The sequence below is a fragment of the Nocardioides turkmenicus genome (assembly GCF_011045035.1).
Lineage (GTDB): Bacteria > Actinomycetota > Actinomycetes > Propionibacteriales > Nocardioidaceae > Nocardioides > Nocardioides turkmenicus.
Map to the genome: position 1 here is coordinate 61,459 of NZ_JAALAA010000022.1, position 19,168 is coordinate 80,626.

Genomic DNA, 19,168 nt, shown 5'->3' on the forward strand with positions numbered 1-19,168 from the left:
ACTACATTCTCGACAGCGCCATGTCGCGTTTTGACGAGCGGCCGGAGCGTGACGAGCTGGAGGGAGCCCTGGAAGAGATCGCGAAGGAACAGGGAGACCGGTTTCCAGCGCTCGGGTTCAGCGTCCTGGCGGGCTACGAGGCGCTCGACCGGATGGAAGGGCACTCACCGAGTGGACAACGGGCCTCTTCTACCGCGCGGATGAGGAACGACACGTACGGTCAAAGGTCGAGGAGGAGAAGGACTCGACCGACGGCGACTCGTCGAGGGTCTGACATTCCCGGCCAGTCCGTGACTGGTTCACAGGAAGCCCGCAGCGGACGGGCGGAATCTCGAGGCATCAACCGCCTCGAGGAGGACCCGATGTCTCGCTCCCGCCGTATCCGCCAGTCCGTCGTCGCCGCCCTGGCGATCCCGCTCGTCACGATCCGGGTCGCGACCCCGGCCCTCGCCGCGGCCGCGGTCGGCACCACCAGGACGTACGCCGCCGAGTCGGGCCCGAGCTCCGGGTACGGCCCGGGATACGGCTGGACCGAGGGCTACGGAGGCGGGCTCGGCGGAGGCTACGGCAGCTACGGCGGCGTGCCCCTGGACCCGTACCAGCAGGGTGCCAGCGGCTCGACGGCGACGGTCGACTCCGAGCCCGCGACCGACGCCGAGTCGACCGGCGTGGTGCTGCTCGACACCATCGTCGGCCACGGCACCGCCCAGGGCGCGGGCACGGGGCTCACGATCACCGCCGACGGGATCGTGGTGACCAACCACCACGTCGTCGAGGGCGCCACCTCGATCACCGTGACCGACCCGAGCACGGGCACGACGTACGACGCGACCGTGCTCGGCTACGACGCCACCCACGACGTCGCGGTGCTGCAGCTCGAGGGGGCCTCAGGACTCGCCACCGTCGCGACCGACCGCGACGCTGCCACCCAGGGGGAGCAGGTCACGTCGGTCGGCAACGCCGGAGGTCAGGGCGAGCTCTCGGCCGCGGACGGCACGGTCACCGACCCGAGCACCGCGATCACCGTCAGCAACGAGGACGGGACCAGCACCCGCCTGACCGACCTGATCGAGACGGACGCCGACGTCGTCTCCGGCGACTCCGGCGGCGCGCTGCTCGACGAGGACGGCGAGGTCATCGGCATGAACGTCGCCGCGACCTCGGGCTCGGCCGAGATCTCCGGCTACGCGATCCCGATCGACACCGTGCTCGACATCGCCGCGCAGATCCTGGCCGCCTGATCAGCTGCTCGGGTCCTCGTCGTCGCGGGGGCCGCCTGTCGCCTCGTCGGAGATCGGCCGCTCGGCCCGGATCGGGATCGCGCCGGTGTAACCCTCGCGCTCGAGCGCGATCTGCCGGACGCGGTCGCGGACAAGCCGCCAGCCGATCGCCAGGGCCGGGACGATGACGACGAGGGTCGCGACCGTCCAGGTGCCGATCGGGTAGTCGAAGCCCATCAGCACGAGCACGGCGGCGAGGAACACCAGCGTCGCGTAGCCGGTCCACGGCGAGCCCCACAGCCGGAAGTCGGGGCGGAACATCAGGCCCTTCTTCCACCGCCGGTAGAGCTGGATCTGGCAGATCACGATGGTCGCCCAGGAGGCGATGATGCCGAGGGCCGACATGTTCAGCACGATCTCGAACGCCTGGCCCGGGACGATCGCGTTCAGACCGACACCGAGGAGCGTGATGCTGCCGGTGAGCAGGATCCCGCCGTACGGCACCCCGTTCCGCGACATCTTCGCGGTGAAGGTCGGCGCGCTCCCGCTCATCGCCATCGACCGCAGGATCCGGCCGGTCGAGTAGAGGCCGGCGTTGAGCGAGGAGAGGGCGGCGGTCAGCACCACGAGGTTCATGATCGTGCCGGAGTTCGCGATCCCGAGCTGGTCGAAGAACGTCACGAACGGGCTCTCGTCGGCCCGGTAGGTGGTGTAGGGCAGCAGCAGCGCGAGCAGCACGAGCGAGCCGACGTAGAAGACCGCGATCCGGGCGATCACGGAGTTGATCGCCCGCGGCATCACCTTCGCCGGCTCCGCGGTCTCGCCGGCCGCGGTGCCGACGAGCTCGACCGCTGCGTACGCGAAGACGACGCCGGACATGACGACGACCAGCGGCAGCGCGCCGACCGGGAACAGGCCGCCGTTGTCGATGATCATGCCGATGCCGGTCTCCTGGCCGTTGAGCTCCTCCCGCCCGGCCAGGACGATGGTCCCGAGCACGAGGAAGCCCACCAGGGCGACCACCTTGATGAGCGCCGCCCAGAACTCGAGCTCGCCGAAGAGCTTGACGGAGATCAGGTTCATCGAGAGCACGACCGCGAGCGCGACGAGCGCGATCACCCACTGCGGGACGACCTCGAAGGTGCCCCAGAAGTGCATGTACGTCGCGATCGCCGTGACGTCGACGATCGAGGTCATCGCCCAGTTGAGGAAGTACATCCAGCCCGCGGCGAACGCGGCCGGCTCGCCCAGGAACTCCCGCGCGTACGAGACGAAGGATCCCGACGAAGGCCGGTGCAGCACCAGCTCGCCGAGCGCCCGCAGGATCAGGAAGACGAAGACGCCGCAGAAGGCGTAGACGAGGAAGAGCCCGGGCCCGGCCTCGTGCAGGCGGCCACCCGCGCCCAGGAACAGACCGGTGCCGATGGCGCCGCCGATCGCGATCATCTGCAGCTGCCGCGGGCTGAGGCTCTTGTGGTAGCCCTCGTCCTCGTCCGTCAGCCCGACGGCGGGAGGGTCGGCCGGGTTGCTGGTCTGGTCGGTGTCGGTCATCGGCTCGCTCCCGGTCCGGAGTGAGGCGGCTCGGGCACGTCCTTGAACAGGAGCCATCCGCCGACCACGGCGATGACCGCCGCGGCCGCGTAGCCGATCAGGGACCACCAGCCGAGGTGCAGATAGGCCGTCACCCCGACGATCGCCAGCGCGAGGAACACCATCACCATGCCGATGATCGGCGTCCGTGGCTTGTACGGATCCCGTGCCATGCGATCACCCCATCTGCGGGGACCCCCGATGGCCCCCTGTCCGGTCACCCATTAGAGCGCATCGATCGGCTACTGGCGGTGACCGGACGTCGCGCGTCGTTTCCGTTCCCGCGAGCCACCAGTAACTGTAAGGTCGCCTTACAGTTCACCCCACGAAGGAGCGTACGATGCGTAGCTCGAGGATCCGCACCATCCGCACCACACTGACCGCGACCGCCGCCCTTGCACTTGTCCTGGTGGCCCCGATGGCCGCCCCGGCGGCGGTACCCGGCCCGGAGGCCGGTGCCGCCCGCGCCGGCGAGGTCGAGGCGGCCGCCCTGACCTGGTCCGACGAGTTCGACGGGCCCGCCGGCAGCGCCCCCGACCCCGCGAACTGGAACCATGAGACCGGGGGAGGCGGCTGGGGCAACAACGAGCTGCAGACCTACACCGACTCCCGCGACAACTCCGCGCTCGACGGCAACGGCAACCTGGTCATCACCGCCCGGCAGAGCGGCAGCGGCTACACCTCGGCCCGGCTCACCACCAAGGGCAAGGTCCAGCCCAAGTTCGGGCGGCTGGAGGCGCGGATCCAGATCCCGCGCGGGCAGGGCATCTGGCCGGCCTTCTGGATGCTGGGCGGCCAGTTCCCGGGCACGCCGTGGCCCGACGCCGGAGAGATCGACATCATGGAGAACGTCGGCTACGAGCCCCACCTGGTGCACGGCACCCTGCACGGGCCGGGCTACTCCGGCGGCAACGGGATCACCGGGCAGTACATGCATCCCCAGGGCTGGTCCTTCGCCGACACCTTCCACACCTTCGCCATCGACTGGCGGCCCGGCTCGATCACCTGGTCCGTCGACGGGGTGGCCTACCAGACCTTCACCACGGCCAACACCGGCGCCAACCCCTGGGTCTTCGACCAGCCGTTCTTCTTCATCCTCAACGTCGCCGTCGGCGGCAACTGGCCCGGCAACCCCGACGGCACGACCCAGTTCCCGCAGCGCATGGTCGTCGACTACGTACGCGTCTACGACTCCCAGCTCTAGGAGACAGGGCCGAGGAAGCGGATGACGACCCCGTCGTCGTGGTGCACCCGGGCCCTGACGCCGTAGACCTCGGCGATCAGGGACTCGGTGAGCACCTCGGCGGGTGCGCCGCCCGCCACCACCCGGCCGTGGGAGAGCACGAAGACCTGGTCGCAGTAGGCGGCGGCGAGGTTGAGGTCGTGCAGCGCGACCAGGCAGGTCATCGGCATCCGACGGACCAGCGCGAGCAGGGCGAGCTGGTGACGTACGTCGAGATGGTTCGTCGGCTCGTCCAGGAGCAGGATCTCCGGCTCCTGGGCGAGCGCCCTCGCGATCTGCGTACGCTGCCGCTCACCGCCCGACAGGGTCGAGAAGCGCTGGTCGAGGCGGTCGGCGATGCCGGCGTGGGCGGCGGCCTCCTCGACGACGGCACGGTCCTGGGCGCTGTCGGGCGCCCAGGCCGGGCGGTGCGGGACCCGGCCGAGCGCGACGACGTCGCGTACGCGGAGGTCCTGGCTGGTCGCCGGCTCCTGCTCGACGACTGCGAGCCGGCGGGCGAGGCGGCGCCGGGACATCCCGGCGAGCGGGCTGCCGTCGAGCAGGACGTCGCCCGAGGACGGCGGCCGCAGGCCGGCCAGGATCCGGATCAGCGAGGACTTCCCCGAGCCGTTGGGTCCAAGCAGCCCGACGGTGGCGCCGTCCTCGACCTGGAGGGAGACGTCGTCGACGACCAGCCGGCCCCGAGGCGCCCAGCACACCCGCTCGGTCTCGAGCGTCGTCATCGCCGGGCCCTCATCAGCACCAGCGCGAAGGCGGGCACGCCGACCAGTGCGGTCGCGACCCCGACGGGCAGCTCCTCGGGGTCGATCATGGTCCGGGCCGCGGTGTCGACCCAGATCAGGAAGATCGCGCCGAGCAGGGCGGTGGCCGGGAGCAGCAGCCGGTGTCCGACACCGACCAGCGCGCGGGCGAGGTGGGGGAGGACCAGGCCGACGAAGCCGATCGCACCGGACGTCGCGACGATCACGGCCGTCATCAGTGCCGTGAGGACCAGGAGCACCGCACGGATGCGCACGACGTCGACGCCGAGCGAGGCCGCCGCGTCGTTGCCGAACGCGAACGCGTCCAGCCACCCGGCGCCCGCGATGCAGCAGACCAGCCCGCCGAGCACGACCACCGCACACACGAGCACGTCGGTCCAGCTCGCCGAGGAGAGCGACCCGAGCAGCCAGAACAGCACCCCGCGCGTCTGCTCGGCGTCGGCCGCGGTGAACACGATGAACGAGGTCAGCGCCGAGAACAGCTGGGTGGCGGCGATGCCCGCCAGGACGAGCCGGTCGGTGGTGCCGCCGGCCAGCGAGGCGAGCAGGAGCACCAGCCCGAACGACGCGAGCGCGCCCGCGAACGCTCCGGTGGAGAGCCCGATCGCGCCCGACCCGATGCCGAGCACCACGATCGAGACCGCGCCGGTCGAGGCACCCGAGGAGATGCCGAGCACGAACGGGTCGGCGAGCGGGTTGCGCAGCAGCGACTGCAGGATCACCCCGCAGATGGCCAGGCCCGCTCCGCAGATCCCCGCGAGCAGCGTACGCGGCAGCCGCAGGTCCCACACGATGCTCTGCTGCAGCAGGGTGAGGTCGGTGGAGCCGAGTCCGGCGCGGTCGGCCACGACGCCGTAGACGTCGGCGATGCTGAGGTCGGAGGGGCCGACGGTGATGGCACCGGCCACCGAGACCAGCACCAGCAGGGGCGCCCCGGCCAGCATGAGGGCCGGACGGGGGAGGCGTACCGGCATCAGCGGAAGCCCAGGTCGGCGAGCTGGTCGGCGACGTTCTCGACCGCGTAGACGGTGCGGATCGAGGGGTTGAGCTCGGCGCCGGAGACCGTCACGAAGCGGTCGTTCTTCACCGCCTCCATCTGCGCGGTGACCGGGTTGCTCTTCAGGTAGTCGATCTTGGCGCGGGCGGTCTCGGCGGTCTGGTTCTTGCGGGTCAGGTCGCCGAGGACGATGACGTCGGGGTTGCGCTCGGCGACGGTCTCCCAGTTGATCTGCGGCCACTCGTCGGTGGTGTCGTCGAAGACGTTCTCGATGCCGAGCGTGCGGCCGATGATGCCGGGGCCGCCGCAGCAGCCGGCCAGGTAGGGCGACTCGGAGTTGGCGAACCAGTACATCGCGCTCACCCCGCCTTCCGGTGCCTTGCGCTCGGCCGCCTCGAGGCGCCGGGACAGGTCGGCGACCAGCTTCTCGCCGCGCTCGGGGACGCCGAAGATCCGCGCCAGGTCGGTGATCTCCTGGTAGATCGTCTCGATCTCGAGAGGGTCGAGACGGGTGCCGTCGTCGTCGCCCTCGTTGTCCTTGAGGCACTCGGCGGGGGAGAGGTAGGAGCCGACACCCAGCTTCTCCAGGTCCTCGGGTGTGGTCACGCCGCCCTCGCCGAGGGTGCTGATGAAGGAGGCGGTGACGAAGTCCGGCTCGGCCTCCAGCACGCGCTCGTAGGAGGGCCAGTCGTCGGCCAGCCGGGGGACGCGCTCGTTGTCCCCGGCGAGCGAGTCGAGCACCGGGTCGGTCCAGACGGCGGTACCGGCCATCCGGTCGGCGAGGCCGAGCGAGAGCAGGATCTCGGTCGAGCCCTGGTTGAGCGAGACCGCACGCTCGGGTGGCGCCTCGAGCGTGATCTCGCGCCCACAGTTGGTGAGCGTGAGCGGGAAGCCGTCGGCGCCGGTGCCGACGGCGGCTCGATGCGCGCCGGACGGCTGGTCGGCGGCGCAGCCGACCAGGGCGGCGCCGAGCGCCAGCATGGTGCTCGCGGCGATCGTTCGGGCCCAGATCGTTCGGGACAGGATGATTTGGGACAGGTGCACGTCGGTCCTCGGGCGGGTCGCGGGCTGGTGCGCGTCGCCCGTGCTGACCGGCAGCGGTCTGCTGCAGGGCCAGCAGGTCTTCGGACTCGGGATCGACCGGCGCGGGACGCCTTCCCAGACCCGAGGGCCCAGTGGCACAGTGTCCCGTCCGTCACCCACACCGCTGCGCGTCAGTCCCGGACTCTCACCGGGTTCCCGTGCCGGGACTACGTCCCGAGCGGCTGGCCCGAAGACCGTAGCAGGCGCGACCGCCCGTCGTGGTCACGCCCTCAGCCCTCGAGGTGGGCGCTGAGCCCGTCCTTCCCGGGCGCGACCGAGTCGTGGAGCTTGATGGTGTGGTCGTAGTGCTCCTCGATCATCGGCCGGTAGGCGATCCGCGGCTCCGTCATCACGCCCTCCAGACGTACGCTCAGATCGCCCTCGATCCGCGCCATGACCTGCGGGTCGACGGTGTCGGCGTCGGTGATCAGGTGGGGGCGCAGCGGGTCCATCCCGGTGTACCAGAACGTGCCGTGCAGCAGCGGCCACAGGACGTCCTCGATGTGGCCGCTGATCCCGCGTGGGCCCAGGGTCGCGGCCCGGTCGCCGGCGGTCACCACTGTCAGCGCCCGCTTGCCGACCAGGCCGCCCTTGCCGTACTTGAGCGGCTTGCCGGTCTCCGGGTCCGGTACGTCGAAGGCGAACCCCGACTCGAAGACCCGGTCGATCCAACCCTTGAGGATCGCCGGCACCGAGTACCACCACAGCGGGAACTGCACGACCAGCAGATCGGCGGCCCGCAGCCGCTCCTGGTGGCGGCGTACGTCGGCCTCTCCCCGCTCCACCAGGAGCGGATTGAAACCTTCTCGATAGAGGTCGATCTCGTCGACGGTCCAGCCGGCCGCCTCGAGGGCGTTCCGGCCCACTTCCTGGAGCCTGCCGTTGAGTGATGACGCGTGCGGATGTGCCCATACCCAGAGTGCGTGCATGGGGCTCTGAACGCGCACTGACGCGGCCAGATTCCCGGCTGGATGTGGGCTCTCGCGGGGTGTAACACGCTGTTCGTCGGACTACTCGCCCTATCGGAACGACCGGAAAGACGTACGAACGACGTGTTACACGAGTCCGCCGCCGAGCTGTGAGAGCAGTTCGGCGGCGTTCGTCATGCAGCGCTTGGGGTCGGGCTCGAGATCGGTGAGGGCGTGGACGGCCGCGGCGCCGGCGTGCTCGGCCTCGGCGGGGGAGAGGGTGGTGCGGCCGCAGACGACGACGGCAGGGACGCCTTGCCGGCGCGCGGCCTCGAGTACGCCGAGCGGGGCCTTGCCGGACAAGGTCTGATGATCGAACGAGCCCTCGCCGGTGACGACCAGGTCCGCCCCGTCGAGGGCCTCGCGGAAGCCGACCAGGTCGACGAGGAGGTCGACGCCCCGCTCGACGCGGCCGCCCAGCACCGCCAGGGCGGCGAACCCGACGCCCCCGGCCGCGCCTGCACCAGGGGTGTCAGCCGGCGCGGCGCGGTCGAGGACGGCGGAGACGAGGGAGGCGTACGTCGTCAGAGACGCCTCGAGGATGGCCTGCTCCTCCGGGCCGGCGCCCTTCTGCGCGGAGAAGGTGGCGACCGCGCCGCGGGGGCCGAGGAGCGGGTTGTCGACGTCGCAGGCGACCACGATCTCGGTCTCCCGCAGGCGCGGATCGAGACCGTCGAGGTCGACGCGCGCCAGGTGCTGGAGGGCGCCCCCGCCCTCCGCGAGCTCGGCCCCGGACGCGTCCAGAAGACGTACGCCGAGGGCGCGGAGCATCCCCGCACCGCCGTCGGTGCTGGCGCTGCCGCCGAGGCCGAGCACGACCGTGCGGGCGCCGCCGTCGACGGCGGCGAGCACGGCCTCGCCCAGCCCGCGGGAGGAGGCGGTGAGCGGCGCGAGCCGGCCCTCGGGCAGCCGCAGCAGCCCGCAGGTGTCGGCCAGCTCGACGACCGCCAGGTCGCCGCGCACGGCGTAGTGCGCCGCCACCGGCTCGAGCGTCGGGCCGGCGACGGTCACCGGCACCAGGTCGAAGCCGGCGCCCGCCAGCGCCGCAACGGTGCCGTCGCCGCCGTCGGCGATCGGCACGATGCGTACCTCGGTCTCGGGGGACGCCGTGCGGATGCCTGCGGCCACCGCTTCGTCGACCTCGCGCGCGGTCAGGGAGCCCTTGAACTTGTCGCAGGCGACCACGACGACCCGACCGCCCCGCCGATGCTCGGCCATCACAGGTGGGGGAGGACGAGGTCGCGGTAGCGCTGCGCCATGGTCGCGAGCACCTCGTCGGGGTCGCTGGCCCAGACCGCCTCGTTGAAGATCTCGACCTCGACGTCGCCGGCGTAGCCGGTACCGGCGACCATCCGCGTGATCGAGGCGAAGTCGATGACTCCGTCGCCCATCATCCCGCGCGCCAGCAGCGCGTCGGCGGGGATCGGCAGGTTGAAGTCGCAGACCTGGTACGACGCGATCCGCCCCTCCGCGCCGGCCCGCGAGACCTGAGCGGCGAGGTCGGGGTCCCAGAAGACGTGGAAGGTGTCCACCACGACCGCGACCGCGTCGACCGGGTGCGGTGCGGCCAGGTCGAGCGCCTGGCCGAGGGTGGAGATGACCGCCCGGTCGGCAACGTACATCGGGTGGAGCGCCTCCAGGACCAGCTTCACGCCCGCGGCCTGGGCGTACGGGGCGAGCTCGGCGAGCCGCTCGGCGACCCGCTCCCGCGCCCCGGCCAGGTCGACATCTCCCTCGGGGAGGCCGCCGACGACCATCACCAGCGCGTCGGTGCCCAGCGTCGCGGCCTCCTCGACCGCCCGCTTGTTGTCCTCGAGCGCGGCAGCGATTCCGGCAGGGTCGGACGCGGTCAGGAACCCACCGCGGCAGAGCGAGGAGACGCGCAGGCCTGCGTCGCGTACGAGCTTGGTGGCCTTCTCCACCCCGACCTCCTGGACACGATCCCGCCACAGACCGAGAGCCGGGATGCCGGCGCGGGCCGCTCCGTCGACCGCGTCGGCGAGGGTCCAGGAGTTGGTGGTCTTGGTGTTGAGCGAGAGCCGCTCGAGCCCGATGGCGTGGTCGGTCACTGTTCGACTCCTTGCACGGTGAGGAAGGCACGCATGCGCGTGGCCGCGAGATCCGGGTCGGTCAGCAGACCAGCCTCGTCGGCCAGTCGGAAGACGTCGGCCAGGTGGGGCACCGAACGGCCGGCGTGCAGGCCGCCGGCCATCGAGAAGCCCGGCTGGTGACCGTTGAGCCAGGAGAGGAACGCGATCCCGGTCTTGTAGTAGTAGGTCGGCGCCTCGAAGATCTTGCGGCCGAGTGCCTGGGTGCTGTCGAGCAGCTGCCGGGCGGTGTCGGCGTCGTCGTTGTCGAGTGCCTGCAGCGCGGCCGAGGCGGCCGGGTAGATCGCCGCGAAGATGCCGAGCAGCGCGTGCGAGAAGTCATCCCGCTCACCGACGATCAGCTCCGGGTAGTTGAAGTCGTCGCCCGTGTAGAGACGTACGCCTTCGGGCAGCGCCCGCCGAAGGCCGACCTCGTGCTCGGCGTCGAGGAGCGAGACCTTGACGCCGTCGACCTTGCCGGGGCGGGCCCGGATGACCTCGAGGAAGGTCTGGGTCGCCTCCTCGACGGACGAGGAGCCCCAGTAGCCGGCCAGCGCCGGGTCGAACATGTCGCCCAGCCAGTGCAGGATCACCGGGCTGTCGGCCTCGTCGAGGAGGGTCGCGTAGACCTCGGCGTAGTCCTCGGCGTCACGGGCGACCTTGGCCAGGGCACGCGAGGCCATCACGATCGTGGTCGCGCCGGTGTCGGCGACGACCTTCATCTGCTCGCGGTAGGCGTCGACGACGGTGGCCAGGCCCTGTCGGCCGTCGGGAACGGCGGACAGGACGAGCTGGTCGGTGCCGGCGCCGCAGGCGATCGAGGCGCCCAAGGTCGCCGCTTCGGCCGCCGAGCGGCGGATCAGCTCGGCCGCGGCGGTCCAGTCGACGCCCATGCCGCGCTGGGCGGTGTCCATCGCCTCGGCGACGCCGAGGCCGTAGGACCACAGCTCGTGGCGATAGGCGAGCGTCGAGTCCCAGTCGATGTCCGCCGGGGCTCCGGGCACGTTCTCGGCCAGGGCGCGGGGAACGACGTGGGCGGCGGCGTACGCGGTGCGGGAGGTGAACGGAGCGGTCGGCTTCGTCCACTCCTTGGGGTCGGCGAGCGGGTAGAGCTCGGTGCCGCCGTCGGACAGGGGGAGACGTACGGAGGTCACAGCTCGATCTCTCCGAGCTCGATGCGGCGGCCCTCGGCCGAGGAGGTGAGGCCGGCCTCGGCGAGCCGGACGCCGCGTACGCCTGCCATGAAGTCGTAGGGGTGGTCGCCGTCGCCCTCGACGTAGCGGATGAACTGCTCCCACTGCGCCTTGAAACCGTTGTCGAAGGGCTGGTTGTCGGGCACCTCGTTCCACAGCTCACGGAACCGGATCGACTCGACGAGGTCGGGGTTCCAGACCGGCTTCGGGGTGAGGTTGCGGTCCTGGGTGACGCAGTGGTGCAGGCCGGCGACGGCGGAGCCGTGGGTGCCGTCGACGTGGAACTCGACGAGCTCGCCGCGGTTGACGCGGGTGGCCCAGGAAGAGTTGATCTGGGCGATGATCCCGCCCTCGAGCTCGAAGATGCCGTAGGCGGAGTCGTCGGCGGTCGCGTCGTAGCGCGCGCCCTTCTCGTCCCAGCGCTCGGGGATGTGGGTGACGACCTTCGCGGTGACGGCCTCGACCTTCCCGAAGAGGTTCTCCAGGACGTAGTTCCAGTGCGGGAACATGTCGGTGGTCATGCCACCGCCGTCCTCCTTGCGGTAGTTCCAGCTCGGCCGCTGGGCCGGCTGCAGGTCACCCTCGAAGACCCAGTAGCCGAACTCGCCGCGGACGCTGAGGATGCGGCCGAAGAAGCCCGACTCGACCAGGCGGCGCAGCTTCAGCAGACCCGGCAGGTAGAGCTTGTCGTGGACGACGCCGGTCTTGACGCCTGCGTCCTTGGCCAGGCGGGCCAGGCGCAGCGAGCCCTCGACGTTGTCGGCGATCGGCTTCTCGGTGTAGACGTGCTTGCCGGCCGCGATCGCCTTGGTGATGGCGGCCTCGCGGACGTTGGTCAGCTGGGAGTCGAAGTAGATCGTGTCCTCGGCGTTGTCCAGCGCCTCGTCGAGGTCGGTCGTCCAACGGTCCAGACCATGCTCCTTGGCGATGTCCTGGAGCTTCTCGGCGTTGCGGCCGACGAGGATCGGGTCGGGCTGGATCCGGGTGCCGTCGGAGAGCTCGACACCGCCCTGCTCCTGGATCGCCAGGATGCTGCGCACCAGGTGCTGGCGGTAGCCCATGCGTCCGGTGACGCCGTTCATGATGATGCCGAGCCGTCGTGTGGCCATGTGAGGGTTCCTCGTCTGCTGAGAGTTGCTGGAAGGCGATTGGGAAAGCGCTTTCCAATACGGTATGACAAATGTGATTCCGGTCGCAAGAGGGTGTTGCGTCCACCCGACGCCGCGGGACGGCTCAGGAGCGCGGGGGAGTGCTCTCCCGCAGCACGACCTCGCCGTGCACCGACTGCTTGCGAAGCTCCGCCGACGGCTCGCCGAGCACGAGCTCGAGCGCCAGCCGGCCGATGTCGGCCAGCGGGAGACGCACGGTGGTCAGCCCGGGGGTCACGTCGCGCAGCGTCGCGATGTCGTCGAAGCCGGCGACCGCCAGATCCTTCCCGACCTCGACGCCGGCCTGCCGGCAGGCGGCCAGGGCGCCGACGGCCATCAGGTCGTTGACCGCGAAGACGCAGTCGGCCTCCGGGCCGTCCTCGAGCAGCCGCGACATCGCGCGGTGGCCGCCGTCGCGGCTGAACTCGTCGGCGACGTACGCCGGTTTCGAGCCCGTCGCCTCCAGCCACCCCTCCGCGAAGCCCGCGTGACGCTCGGTCGAGACCAGGAGATCCTCCGGACCGGTGAGCACCGCGGCGCGGCGGTAGCCGAGGCCGACCAGCCGCTCCGCCAGCGCCTTCGCCCCGCCATGGTTGTCGATGACGACGGTGTCGACCGGCAGGCGCGGCTGGCTGATCGCGGCCGCCCGGCCCCCACCGTCCAGGTAGGAGGTCAGCAGGTCGGCGACCTCGCGGGTGTGGCCCATGTCGGTCGTGTCGCTACCCGCCAGCACGATCGCCCGGCTCCGCTGCCGCCGCAGCGCGGCCAGGAACTTCTGCTCGCGCTCGGCCTGACCGCCGGTGTTGCACAGCATCACCAGCAGGCCGTGCTTCTCGGCCTCGTCGGCCAGGCCGCCGGCGATGGTCGAGAAGTAGGGGTCGGCGATGTCCTTGACCAGCAGCCCGACCGTCTCGGTCGAGCCGCGCGCCATCGCCTGGGCGTTGGCGTTGGGCGTGTAGCCGAGCTTGGTCGCCGCCGCCAGGACGCGCTCCTGCAGCTCGGGGCGCACCACCCGGTCGCTCCCGTTCAGCGCGCGCGACGCGGTGGCCAGCGAGACCCCTGCCTCGCGGGCGACATCGCTCAGCGTCGCTGCACGTTCTCCGGCCAACTGACTCTCCTTCGGCTTCCGTCCTGGAGCCTAGGGCATCCACGGCTCCTCACCCTGCCGGTGCGCGGTCAGGGGCGTCCGAGGGTGGAGGCTCGGGCGACGAGCTCGGGGGTGAAGACGACCTGCTCGTGCTCGTGCGCGGGGTCGTCGACCTCGTCGAGGAGCAGCTCGGCGGCGCGGCGGCCGAGATCCTGGCGGGGCTGCCGCACGGAGGTGAGCGGCACGGCTGCTGCGGCGGCGAACTCGATGTCGTCGTAGCCGACGATCGCGAGGTCGCCGGGGACCGTCCTGCCGCTTGAGATCGTCTGCTGGAGCAGCCCGAGCGCGAGCAGGTCGTTGGCGCAGAACGCGGCGGTGGGGCGGCGCCGGGCGGGTAGCCCGACGAGCCGCTCGCCGGCGGTACGGCCACAGGCGACGGTCGGGGCCTCGCACGAGAGGGTGATCAGGTCCTCGGGCGGGAGCCCGGCCTCGGCCCAGGCCTGCCGGGCGCCCTCGCCGCGGTCGCGGACCTGTCCGATCGACTCCGGCCCGCCGACGTACGCCACCCGCCGGTGACCCGCGTCGATGAGGTGCTCGACGGCCAGCCGCCCGCCGAGGACATCGTCGACGGCGACGGAGCAGAACGACGAGCCCGCCCGGGTGCGGTCGACCATGACGATCGGGGTGCCGCGCTCGATGAGCTGGTCGATCTGCGGGTCGTCCGGGTCGACCGGGGTGATCACGATGCCCTGAACCCGCTGCTGCTGAAGGTGGGCCAGGTGGGCTCCCTCGCGGGCCGAGCGGCTGTCGCTGTTGCACAGGAACAGCGAGAGCCCGGCCGACTCGGCGGCCAGCTCGATGCCGCGGGCGACATCGGTGAAGAACGGGTTGCCGGCGTCGAGCATGACGTAGGCCAGCGACTGGGTGCTGCCGGTGCGCAGCGACCTCGCTGACTCGTTGCGTACGAAGCCCAGCTCGGCCATGGCGCGTTCGACACGCTCGCGTGTGGCCGGGCTGACCCGCTCGGGACGGTTGAGCACGTTGGACACGGTGCCGAGGGAGACGCCGGCGGTGGCCGCGACGTCCTTGACCGAGGCACTGCGCGACGAACCGGCAGCCGGAGTGATCGCCACCTGGGCTCCTTCCTGAAACGTTCAATTGCAGCATAGGGATGGCTCCCGAGCACTGGTCGGCTCACCGAGGTTGTCGTGGAATGCGCCTGCTTTCGGTCCGCCCCGAGACCGTGATCTGATCTGATGGCACCACACACGAAGGAGGCTGCCGGGTGCGAGGAGCGCTGATGGTCACCTGCATCAACGACGCCCTCTATCCAGGCACCGGGCAGGCCGTCCTACGCCTCCTGCGCCGGCTCGGCGTCGAGGTCGACTTCCCGCAGGCGCAGACCTGCTGTGGGCAGCCGATGGTCAACACCGGTTATCTGGACGAGGCGGTCCCGGTCGTGCGTACGTTCGTGGACGCGTTCGCCGGCTACGACGCCGTCGTGACGCCCTCGGGCTCGTGCGCCGGATCGGCACGCCACCAGCACTCGATCGTGGCCCGGCGCTCCGGCGACGAGGCGCTGGAGAAGGCCGTTGCTGAGGTCGGGCCCAAGGTCTACGAACTGTCCGAGTTCCTGATCGATGTCTTGAACGTGACCGACGTCGGCGCCTACTACCCGCACCGGGTGACCTACCACCCGACCTGCCACTCGCTGCGGATGCTCGGGGTGGGGGACCGGCCGCGGCGGCTGCTCGAGGCTGTCCGGGGCATCCGGCTCGTGGACCTGCCCGGAGCCGACCAGTGCTGCGGCTTCGGCGGCACCTTCGCGGTCAAGAACGCCGACATCTCGGTCGCGATGGGCGCCGACAAGGCACGTCACATCCGCGAGACCGGCGCCGAGGTCGTGGTCGCCGGCGACAACTCCTGCCTGACCCACATCGGCGGCGTGCTCTCCCGGCAGCGCTCCGGCGTACGCACCGTCCACCTCGCCGAGATCCTCGCCTCCACCGAGGCGGGCTCGATCGAGAGGACGCTTCGATGAGCGGCACCTTCGTCGGCATGCCGGCCTTCCCGACCGCCGCGCGCGAGGCCCTCGCCGACTCCCAGCTGCGCCACAACCTCGCCCACGCGACCGGCACCATCCGCGCCAAGCGCGCCAGGGTCGTCGCCGAGGTCGAGGACTGGGAGGAGCTGCGCCTGGCCGGTGCCGCGGTCAAGGAGCGCGCGCTGCTCGATCTCGACACCCAGCTCGTACGCCTCGAGGAGACCCTCACCGCCAACGGCGCCACCGTCCACTGGGCCCGTGACGCTGCCGAGGCCAACGCGATCGTCGCCTCGATCGCCAAGGCGCACGATGCGCAGGAGGTCGTGAAGGTCAAGTCGATGGTGACCCAGGAGATCGGGCTCAACGAGGCGCTCGCCGCCGACGGCATCGCGGCCTGGGAGACCGACCTGGCCGAGCTGATCGTCCAGCTCGGCGACGACCTGCCGTCGCACATCCTGGTGCCGGCGATCCACCGCAACCGCGCCGAGATCCGGGAGATCTTCCGCTCCAGGATGGCGGCCGCGGGCCGTCCGGCGCCGATCGACCTGACCGACGAACCTGCTGTGCTCGCCGCCGCGGCCCGGGAGCACCTGCGCGAGAAGTTCCTGCGCGCCAAGGTCGGCGTCTCCGGCGCCAACTTCGCGGTCGCCGAGACCGGCACCCTCGTCGTGGTCGAGTCGGAGGGCAACGGGCGGATGTGCCTCACCCTGCCCGAGGTGCTGGTCTCGGTCGTCGGCATCGAGAAGGTCGTCTCCCGCTGGGAGGACCTCGACCCGCTGCTGAGACTGCTGCCGAGGTCCTCGACCGGCGAGCGGATGAACCCTTACACCTCGACGTGGAGCGGGATCACCCCAGGCGACGGCCCGCAGGAGGTGCACGTGGTGCTCCTCGACAACGGCCGCACCCGCGCGCTCGCCGACGAGGTCGGCCGGCAGGCCCTACGGTGCATCCGCTGCTCGGCCTGCCTCAACGTGTGCCCGGTCTACGAGCGCACCGGCGGTCATGCGTACGGCTCGGTCTACCCCGGCCCGATCGGCGCCATCCTCAACCCGCTGCTGAAGGGCGTGGGACACGACGACCAGATCGACTCGCTGCCATACGCCTCCTCGCTGTGCGGCGCCTGCTTCGAGGTCTGCCCGGTACGCATCGACATCCCGTCCGTGCTGGTGGACCAGCGCGCCCAGGTGGTCGACGCCCACCGCGGCGGCGTGCCGAAGCCGGAGGGCGCGGCGATGAAGGGCGCGGCGTACGTCCTGGGGCGCTCGCGCCGCCTCTCCGCCCTCGAGCGCCTCACGGGTCTCGGGATGCGTTTTGCGCGGCGCTTCGGGCCCTCCGCCTGGACCGGCGCGCGCGACCTGCCCGAGGCGCCGGAGGAGAGCTTCCGGGCCTGGTGGCAACGGACCGACGGTGGCCGGAAGGACGACGCATGACCGACGCACGCACCGAGATCCTCGCCCGGGTCCGGGAGGCCCTGGCCGGCTCGGCGATCGACATCCCCGAGCCGGCGACGCCGAGGGACCTCGCGCCCGTCGTGACCCCCGACGTCATCGACCTCTTCGCCGAGCGCGTGGCCGACTACCGCGCGGTGGTCGAGCGCTGCGGCGTCGACGAGGTGGCGGAGAGGGTCGCGGCGGCCCTCCCGCCCGGCCAGGTGGTCGTCCCACCCGGCCTCTCGATCCGGGTCGCCGACGCCGTCGTCGACGACGGCAGCCTCACCGCGGCCGAGCTCGACCGGATCGCGGCGGTCGTCACCGAGGCCCGGGTCGGCATCGCCGAGACCGGCACGATCGTCCTCGACCACACCGCCGACCAGGGCCGCCGAGCCATCTCGCTCGTCCCCGACACCCACGTCTGCGTGGTCCGCGAGGACCAGGTGGTCGCCGACGTACCCGACGCGATCGCCGTCCTGGACCCCGCCCGGCCGCAGACCTGGATCAGCGGCCCCTCGGCCACCAGCGACATCGAGCTGGACCGCGTCGAGGGCGTGCACGGTCCGCGCACCCTCCACGTCCTGGTGGTCGCCGGCAAACGGTGAGCGGATCGGGCTGCCGTGCCGCTAACCTGCCGCAATGCGCCGAATCGCCGCGCTGGTCGCGGTTCTCCTGATCGGGTCGATGGCTGCCTGCGGCACGAGCGGGCCGAGCGAGCCGCGGGAGACGGCCTGGCCCGACGGGCTGACCGCCTACCTCGACCAGACCCGGCTGCAGCGCAACACCGGTGAGGCGTTCGTACGCCTCGTCAACGACACCGGCTCCTCGATCGAGGTCTCGCGCGTCGAGGTGAGCAGCGACCGGTTCCGGGCCCGCTGGAAGGGCTCGGAACCGGTCGATCCCGAGATGGACTTCGACTTCGACATGCCCCGCGGCCGATGTGGTGAAAGCGGCGACGCCGACGTGACCATCACCTGGCGCCGGACAGGAGAGGCGGAAGAGTGGCGCACCAGCACCGGCACCGCCGAGGACAGGTACGCCAACATCGACCGCCTCCTCGACCGCGACTGCGCCGAGCGCACCCTGACCGAGGCCGCCGAGGTCACCGTCGGCGAGCCGAGGGTCGATGGGGAGGGCAAGCAGAGCGTCTTCGTCCTCCCGGTGACCTTCGCCCCGACGGAGGACGCCCCGGACGTCACCTTCGACGGTTGGGAGGGCACCGTCCTCTTCCAGCTCGCCGACGAGACGCCGACCTGGCCGCGATCGACGCCGCACCCGATGACCGGCGAGCCGGTCACGCTGGAGCTGCGGGTCCTACCCGCCCGCTGCGATACGCACGCCCTGGCCGACGACAAGGTCGGCAGCCTCTTCCGCGTCCACGTCGGCGGCCCCGGCCTGCCCGAGGAGGCGGCCTACTTCCTGCCGCTCAGCAAGCCGCAGAAGGCCGCGCTCTACGACTTCCTGCCCGGCCACTGCGGCTGGGAGTGAGACGCTCAGCCGAAGGGCTCAGCCGAAGAGCGGCCCGAGCGCGGCCCGGGCGAGCAGGAAGCCGACGATCCCCACCGCCCACGCCGTGGCGCCCGCGGCGTGCTTGACCAGCCAGCCGTCGAGCAGCGCCAGCGGCTTGGCGACCAGCGGCGCCGCCAGCACCCGCAGCGCGGTCAGGACCAGTGCCGGAACGATCATCACCGCGCAGTAGGCCACGACCCACAGGCCCGAGACCGGCCAGTCCGGCCCCTCGGTCCCGATGATCCCGATCGCGGCGAGGTACGGGAGCATCGAGGCGGCCTCGAGCAGCCCGGCAAGCACCGCCATCGCCGCGAGCGCGGAGGCCGATCCGGACTCGGAGGCGACCGCTCGTTCGCGCCAGCGAAGCAGGCGCCGGGGCATCTCCGGCGCGTCGGCCCGCTCGGTCCCTGATCTGGGTGGGTCCAGCTTGAAGCTCCATGCGAACAGGCCGACGCCGAGGAGGAGCTGTCCCCACAGGAACGGGCGCGAGTCGCTCACCCCGGCGACCGTCTCCGCAACCGCCGACCCGCCCAGCAGGATCCCGATGCCGAGCAGCGCGTAGAAGCCGGCGATGGCGCCGAGGTAGACCAGGATCCGGCCGGCCCGCACCCGGCCCGGCGCCATCAGTAGCCAGACCGGGATGAGCAGGGTGCCGAAGCTGGTCGAGTCGATCAGCGCGAGCACGGCCAGCGCGACGTACGTCGCCGTGCCGCCCAGGTCGCCGGTCAGCGGGCCGAGGTCGATGTCCATGGTCCGAGGCTCCCGTGCCGCGGGTCTGACGGCGTCGGCCGAACCGATGATCCATCCC

General features: G+C 71.5%; 19 protein-coding genes and 1 riboswitch. Of the genes, 6 read left to right on the forward strand and 13 right to left on the reverse strand.

Annotated features, from left to right (window positions below):
* The first annotated feature begins 362 nt into the window (after positions 1–362).
* Positions 363–1,241 (forward strand): S1C family serine protease, encoded by an 879-nt coding sequence (locus G5C66_RS21580; RefSeq protein WP_165112985.1) that lies wholly within the window; start codon positions 363–365, stop codon positions 1,239–1,241.
* On the opposite strand, the gene G5C66_RS21585 is transcribed toward G5C66_RS21580, so the two are convergent.
* Complete coding sequence (locus tag G5C66_RS21585; RefSeq protein WP_165112986.1) at positions 1,242–2,771, reverse strand: amino acid permease; 1,530 nt, start codon at positions 2,769–2,771, stop codon at positions 1,242–1,244.
* Positions 2,768–2,983: a hypothetical protein gene (locus G5C66_RS21590; protein WP_165112987.1), complete on the reverse strand. Its 216-nt coding sequence runs from the start codon at positions 2,981–2,983 to the stop codon at positions 2,768–2,770. Before G5C66_RS21590 ends, G5C66_RS21585 begins: the two co-directional genes overlap by 4 nt.
* Positions 2,984–3,150: 167 nt before the next feature.
* Between G5C66_RS21590 and G5C66_RS21595 the strand changes: the two genes are divergently transcribed.
* The gene (locus G5C66_RS21595) at positions 3,151–4,014 is read left to right on the forward strand and encodes a glycoside hydrolase family 16 protein (protein WP_165112989.1); all 864 of its coding nucleotides are present in this window, start codon (positions 3,151–3,153) and stop codon (positions 4,012–4,014) included.
* Here G5C66_RS21595 and G5C66_RS21600 read toward each other — a convergent pair.
* The 10 genes from G5C66_RS21600 to G5C66_RS21645 form a co-directional block, all read right to left on the reverse strand.
* Positions 4,011–4,775, reverse strand: coding sequence for an ABC transporter ATP-binding protein (locus G5C66_RS21600; protein WP_165112991.1), 765 nt, complete (start codon positions 4,773–4,775; stop codon positions 4,011–4,013). The genes G5C66_RS21595 and G5C66_RS21600 overlap by 4 nt on opposite strands.
* The gene (locus G5C66_RS21605; protein WP_165112993.1) at positions 4,772–5,788 is read right to left on the reverse strand and encodes a FecCD family ABC transporter permease; all 1,017 of its coding nucleotides are present in this window, start codon (positions 5,786–5,788) and stop codon (positions 4,772–4,774) included. The genes G5C66_RS21600 and G5C66_RS21605 overlap by 4 nt, the downstream gene beginning before the upstream one ends.
* A complete protein-coding gene (locus G5C66_RS21610) occupies positions 5,788–6,855 on the reverse strand; it encodes an ABC transporter substrate-binding protein (RefSeq protein ID WP_338144271.1) in 1,068 nt (355 codons plus the stop codon). The genes G5C66_RS21605 and G5C66_RS21610 overlap by 1 nt, the downstream gene beginning before the upstream one ends.
* A 54-nt stretch (positions 6,856–6,909) precedes the next feature.
* Positions 6,910–7,096: riboswitch (cobalamin riboswitch) on the reverse strand.
* A 28-nt stretch (positions 7,097–7,124) separates the two neighbouring features.
* Entirely contained in the window at positions 7,125–7,823 is a 699-nt protein-coding gene (locus G5C66_RS21615; protein ID WP_165112995.1) for an NAD(P)H-dependent oxidoreductase, read from the reverse strand.
* A 126-nt stretch (positions 7,824–7,949) separates the two neighbouring features.
* On the reverse strand, positions 7,950–9,080 hold the full coding sequence (locus G5C66_RS21620; RefSeq protein WP_165112997.1) for a glycerate kinase: 1,131 nt from the start codon (positions 9,078–9,080) through the stop codon (positions 7,950–7,952).
* A complete protein-coding gene (locus G5C66_RS21625; protein ID WP_338144272.1) occupies positions 9,080–9,931 on the reverse strand; it encodes a sugar phosphate isomerase/epimerase family protein in 852 nt (283 codons plus the stop codon). Before G5C66_RS21625 ends, G5C66_RS21620 begins: the two co-directional genes overlap by 1 nt.
* A complete protein-coding gene (locus G5C66_RS21630) occupies positions 9,928–11,103 on the reverse strand; it encodes a DUF993 family protein (RefSeq protein WP_165112999.1) in 1,176 nt (391 codons plus the stop codon). Before G5C66_RS21630 ends, G5C66_RS21625 begins: the two co-directional genes overlap by 4 nt.
* Positions 11,100–12,251 carry a Gfo/Idh/MocA family protein gene (locus G5C66_RS21635; protein ID WP_165113001.1) on the reverse strand — a complete coding sequence of 384 codons (1,152 nt, stop codon included), beginning with the start codon at positions 12,249–12,251 and terminating at the stop codon, positions 11,100–11,102. Before G5C66_RS21635 ends, G5C66_RS21630 begins: the two co-directional genes overlap by 4 nt.
* A gap of 124 nt (positions 12,252–12,375) precedes the next feature.
* Complete coding sequence (locus tag G5C66_RS21640) at positions 12,376–13,398, reverse strand: LacI family DNA-binding transcriptional regulator (protein ID WP_165113003.1); 1,023 nt, start codon at positions 13,396–13,398, stop codon at positions 12,376–12,378.
* Positions 13,399–13,466: 68 nt separating this feature from the next.
* Entirely contained in the window at positions 13,467–14,510 is a 1,044-nt protein-coding gene (locus G5C66_RS21645) for a substrate-binding domain-containing protein (protein WP_165113005.1), read from the reverse strand.
* Positions 14,511–14,677: 167 nt separating this feature from the next.
* On the opposite strand from G5C66_RS21645, the gene G5C66_RS21650 reads away from it, so the two are divergent.
* The 4 genes from G5C66_RS21650 to G5C66_RS21665 are packed head-to-tail and all read left to right on the forward strand — an operon-like array spanning position 14,678 to position 18,339.
* Entirely contained in the window at positions 14,678–15,418 is a 741-nt protein-coding gene (locus G5C66_RS21650) for a (Fe-S)-binding protein (RefSeq protein WP_165113041.1), read from the forward strand.
* On the forward strand, positions 15,415–16,851 hold the full coding sequence (locus tag G5C66_RS21655) for a lactate utilization protein B (protein ID WP_165113007.1): 1,437 nt from the start codon (positions 15,415–15,417) through the stop codon (positions 16,849–16,851). Before G5C66_RS21650 ends, G5C66_RS21655 begins: the two co-directional genes overlap by 4 nt.
* Complete coding sequence (locus tag G5C66_RS21660; protein WP_165113009.1) at positions 16,848–17,456, forward strand: LutC/YkgG family protein; 609 nt, start codon at positions 16,848–16,850, stop codon at positions 17,454–17,456. Before G5C66_RS21655 ends, G5C66_RS21660 begins: the two co-directional genes overlap by 4 nt.
* A gap of 34 nt (positions 17,457–17,490) precedes the next feature.
* On the forward strand, positions 17,491–18,339 hold the full coding sequence (locus tag G5C66_RS21665; RefSeq protein ID WP_165113011.1) for a hypothetical protein: 849 nt from the start codon (positions 17,491–17,493) through the stop codon (positions 18,337–18,339).
* An 18-nt stretch (positions 18,340–18,357) separates the two neighbouring features.
* Here G5C66_RS21665 and G5C66_RS21670 read toward each other — a convergent pair whose 3' ends face one another.
* Positions 18,358–19,110, reverse strand: coding sequence for a GAP family protein (locus G5C66_RS21670; protein ID WP_165113013.1), 753 nt, complete (start codon positions 19,108–19,110; stop codon positions 18,358–18,360).
* Between the last annotated feature and the right edge of the window lie 58 nt (positions 19,111–19,168).